The 3,289-nt window shown below is 75.1% G+C and carries 4 protein-coding genes; 2 read left to right on the top strand and 2 right to left on the bottom strand.

Translation table 11 applies throughout. From position 1 onward, the window contains the following. A partial coding sequence (locus tag DBR36_RS18010) for a hypothetical protein (protein WP_219927595.1) occupies positions 1 to 267 on the bottom strand: 267 nt, incomplete at its 3' end. Here DBR36_RS18010 and DBR36_RS00130 point away from each other — a divergent pair. Next, positions 266 to 574 carry a hypothetical protein gene (locus tag DBR36_RS00130; RefSeq protein ID WP_308810930.1) on the top strand — a complete coding sequence of 103 codons (309 nt, stop codon included), beginning with the start codon at positions 266 to 268 and terminating at the stop codon, positions 572 to 574. The two genes, DBR36_RS18010 and DBR36_RS00130, sit on opposite strands and share 2 nt — an antisense overlap. Positions 575 to 584: 10 nt before the next feature. Here the strand turns inward: DBR36_RS00130 and DBR36_RS00125 are convergent, their stop codons facing one another. Beyond that, on the bottom strand, positions 585 to 2,552 hold the full coding sequence (locus DBR36_RS00125; protein WP_108317021.1) for a glycosyltransferase: 1,968 nt from the start codon (positions 2,550 to 2,552) through the stop codon (positions 585 to 587). 123 nt (positions 2,553 to 2,675) lie between these two features. Between DBR36_RS00125 and DBR36_RS00120 the strand changes: the two genes are divergently transcribed. After that, positions 2,676 to 3,289, top strand: a 614-nt coding sequence (locus DBR36_RS00120) for a DedA family protein (protein WP_108317020.1), incomplete at its 3' end; no start/stop codon positions are given.

Below are 3,289 nucleotides of genomic sequence, written 5' to 3'. Positions count from 1 at the left end.
GGCGAGCGGGGCGACGAGCGTCGGCGGCGGGACGACGAGTGGATCGGGCGGATTGACCGGCGGCTCCGGATCGACCGGCGGCTCCGGATCGACGGGCGGAACGGCGACCGGCGGCGCGAACGGCTCCGGCGGCGGGTCGGGCTCGAGCGGCGGGTCGGGCTCCGGCGGCGGGTCGGGCTCCGGCGGCTCGGCCGGGTCCGGCGGCGGGTCGGGCTCGAGCGGATCCGGCTCCCCCGCCCCCGCGCCGGCACCGGCCACGCCCATCATGACCCCCGACGAAGCCCGCGCGAACGCCCGCGGACAGCTCCGCGGCTACGGCTGGGGCGACGATCAGTTCTCGTGCCTGAACGCGCTGTGGAACCGCGAATCGAGCTGGCGGGTGCAGGCCCAGAATCCCTGGAGCGGGGCCTACGGCATCCCCCAGGCCCTCCCCGGCGAGAAGATGGCGTCGGCGGGGCTCGACTGGCGCACCAACGGCGCGACCCAGATCTCGTGGGGGCTGTCGTACATCAGCTCGCGCTACGGCAGTCCGTGCGGCGCATGGGGCCACTCCGAGAGCACCGGTTGGTACTGAGCCCGCCCGCTCACACCGCGTCGGCGCGCTGCCGGTCTCCCCGGGTGGGCAGCTCGACGTAGTCCGCGTGCTTGGCCAGGATGCCGTCGCCCGCCGTACGACCGCGGACGCGGCGCCACACCCACGGCAGCGCGTCGCGCGTGAGCCAGACGCCCCGGGGCGCCTCGTCCTCGTCGGCGTGCAGCGCTTCGTCCAGCCCCAGCAGGGCTCGCGCGTCGGGCACGCCGAGCATCTCGGCCGCGCGATACGCGACCAGACGGTGCCCGCCCGAACGCAGGTGCACGAGGTCGTCGGCCCAGTGCGGCAGTTCGCCGATCTCGGACTCGGCCTCGAGGTCGAGCAGGATCGCCCCGTGCAGCGCTGCGATGCGCCGCAGCTCGACGTTGTACGCGGCGAAGCGTCTCGCGAAGATGCGCGCGGCCGGCCGCCGGGGCAGGAACGTGGTCACCAGCAGGACGTCGGCGCCCGTCCGTCGGACGGCGCGGACCGCGGACTCGACCTCGGCGATGAGCGCCGGGATCACGGGGGCGGGTCCGACCAGGTCGTTCGCGCCGATCAGGATCGACACCAGGTCGGGTTCGAGAGCGAGGGCCGCCGGGATCTGCTCGTCGATCAGGTGGCGCACGCGACGGCTGCGCACCGCGAGGTTGGCGTAGCGGAACGGTCCCGATTCGCTGGTGTGCGCGAGCAGTTCGGCCAGACGGTCGGCCCACCCGCGGTACTGCCCGCTCGGCATGCGCGAGGCATCGCACAGCCCCTCGGTCAGGCTGTCGCCGAGGGCCACGTAGCGACTCCACCGCCCGCGGGGGCGGGATGCCGCCGGCGCGGCCGGGCGCGGTCCCCCGCGCCGCAGCAGGCCGTCGTCGATGCGGCGCAGGGCGACGGCATCCGAGTAATGACCGACGAGATCGCGGGTGAGCGCCTCCCACGTGCGCCCGTGCACCGCGGCGCGGGCGGCGGCGGCGAAGGCGGAGCGCTTGGCGTCGTCGCCGACCAGATCGGCCACCCGCGCGCGCAGGTCGTCCAGATCGCCCGGCCGGTAGAGCCACCCGTCGACGCTGGAGCGCACCAGGTCGAGGGGGCCGCCGACGCCGGTCGCCACCACCGGGACGCCGCTGGCGAGGGCCTCCTGGATCGTCTGCCCGAACGTCTCGCTCTCACCCGGGTGGACGAAGACGTCGAAGCCCGCCATGACCCGCGCGAGCTCCGCGCCGGACAGGTGGCCGGTGAACACGGCATCCGGGAGCGCTCTCTCGAGCGTCGGACGCGAGGGTCCGTCGCCGACGACGACCAGGCGGGTCCCGGGCAGGTCGGCGAGTGCGCGCAGATCGTCGACCTGCTTCTCGGGGGCGAGGCGGCCGACGTAGCCGATGATGCGCTGACCCGCCGGCGCCACCTCGGCCCGCCACGCGTCGTCGCGGTGCTCGGGGGCGAAGCGGACGGCATCCACTCCGCGCCCCCAGCGGCGGATGCGGTCCACGTCCAGTTGCTCGAGCTGCCGCGTCGACGCCGACGACGGCGCGAGGGTGAGGGTGGCGCGACGGTGCAGGCGCGCGACGTGACCGGCGACGAGGGCGGTGGCGTGGGGCAGGCCGTACTTCTGCGCGTAGGCGACCACGTCGGTCTGGTACACCGCGACCGAGGGGATGCGCAGGGCATCGGCGGCGGCCAACCCCTGCCAGCCCAGGACGAACGGGGATGCCAGGTGCACGACGTCGGGGTCGAAGTCGCGCAGCAGGGCGCCCAGGCGCGCCGCCCGCGCGAACACCACGCGCACCTCGGGGTAGGACGGAAGCGGAACGGAGCGCAGCAGCTCGGTGCGGGCCCCGTGCAGGTCGGCGGTGACGTCGCCGGACTTGGGCGCGATCACCAGCGTCTCGTGCCCCGCCTCCGCCAGATGGCGCAGGACGTGGAGGACGGAACCGGTGACCCCGTTCATATGCGGGAGGAAGGATTCGGCCAGCAGCGCGACTCTCACGTCACCAGGGTGCGACCTCGCGGAGGATGCCGATGGCCGACGTTCGCGATGTTCACCCGATGCTCCGCGGGGCGTCACCGGCCGGTCGGCGGGGCGTCTCGATCCGCGGCGGAGAGTGACGTCATGGACGGTGTCGACGCGTGGCTGCAGGCGATCGCGGCGAGTCCGTGGGCGCTGGCGGGCATGGCCGCGCTGGTGTTCGCCGACGCGTTCCTGGTCGTCATCCCGGGCGAAGCGGCCGTCACCGCCTTCGGGGCGCTCGCGGTCGCGCACGGGACGCCGCCGCTTGGCGCCGTCATCGTCGTCGCGGGTCTCGCGGCCTTCTCCGGCGACCTGTGCTGCTACCTGGTGGGGCGCGCGGTGGGCGTCGAGCGATGGCGCTGGATGCGCGGTCCCCGCGTGGCCGCGGCTCTGGACTGGGCGCGGGCGCGACTGGAACGAAACGCCGCCGTCGTGCTGTTCACCGCACGCTTCGTGCCGTTCGCCCGCCTCGCGGTGAACCTCGCAGCGGGCGCCGCGCGGGTGGAACCTATGCGGTACCTCGGCGTCGCCGCCGTCGCGGCGTTCGCCTGGGCGGCGTACCAGGCCGTGATCGGTGCGGTGGTCGCGGCCCTGGTGCCGGGCGGGCCGGTGGTGGCGGTGGTGGTGTCGATCGTCGTCGCGGTGGGGATCGGCGTGGGGATCGACCTGGCGCTCGCACGACGCGCGCGGCGCCGGGCGGCGGCGCGCGCGTCGTG

Source organism: Microbacterium sp. HMWF026 (assembly GCF_003061325.1).
Lineage (GTDB): Bacteria > Actinomycetota > Actinomycetes > Actinomycetales > Microbacteriaceae > Microbacterium > Microbacterium testaceum_E.
Note: the sequence above shows the minus strand (reverse complement) of the source record. Positions and strands in the feature narration are given on the sequence as shown.